Annotated in this window: 1 protein-coding gene; it reads right to left on the bottom strand. The window is 98.8% G+C overall.

The window, feature by feature from the left end; genetic code table 11:
* The coding region (locus ACEN88_RS36185) for a hypothetical protein (RefSeq protein WP_413347195.1) at positions 1 to 241 on the bottom strand (241 nt) is incomplete at both ends.

Below are 241 nucleotides of genomic sequence, written 5' to 3'. Positions count from 1 at the left end.
CCCGCCCCGGGCCGCGGCCGCGGCGCCGCCGCCGCCTCCCCCCCCCCCCCCGCCCCCCCCCGCCCGGGCCCGGGGCCCCCCCCCCCCCCCCCCCCCCCCCCCCCCCCCCCCCCCGGCGCCGCCGCCCCCCCCCCCCCCCCCCCCCCCCCGCGGCGGCCGCGGCCGCGGCGCCCCCCCCCCCCCCCCCCGCGGGGGCGCGCCGGGGGGCCCGGCCCCGCCCCCGCCGCCCCCCCCCCCGAAC

The sequence above is a fragment of the Massilia sp. CT11-108 genome (assembly GCF_047302915.1).
GTDB lineage: Bacteria > Pseudomonadota > Gammaproteobacteria > Burkholderiales > Burkholderiaceae_D > Telluria > Telluria orientalis.
Note: the sequence above shows the minus strand (reverse complement) of the source record. Positions and strands in the feature narration are given on the sequence as shown.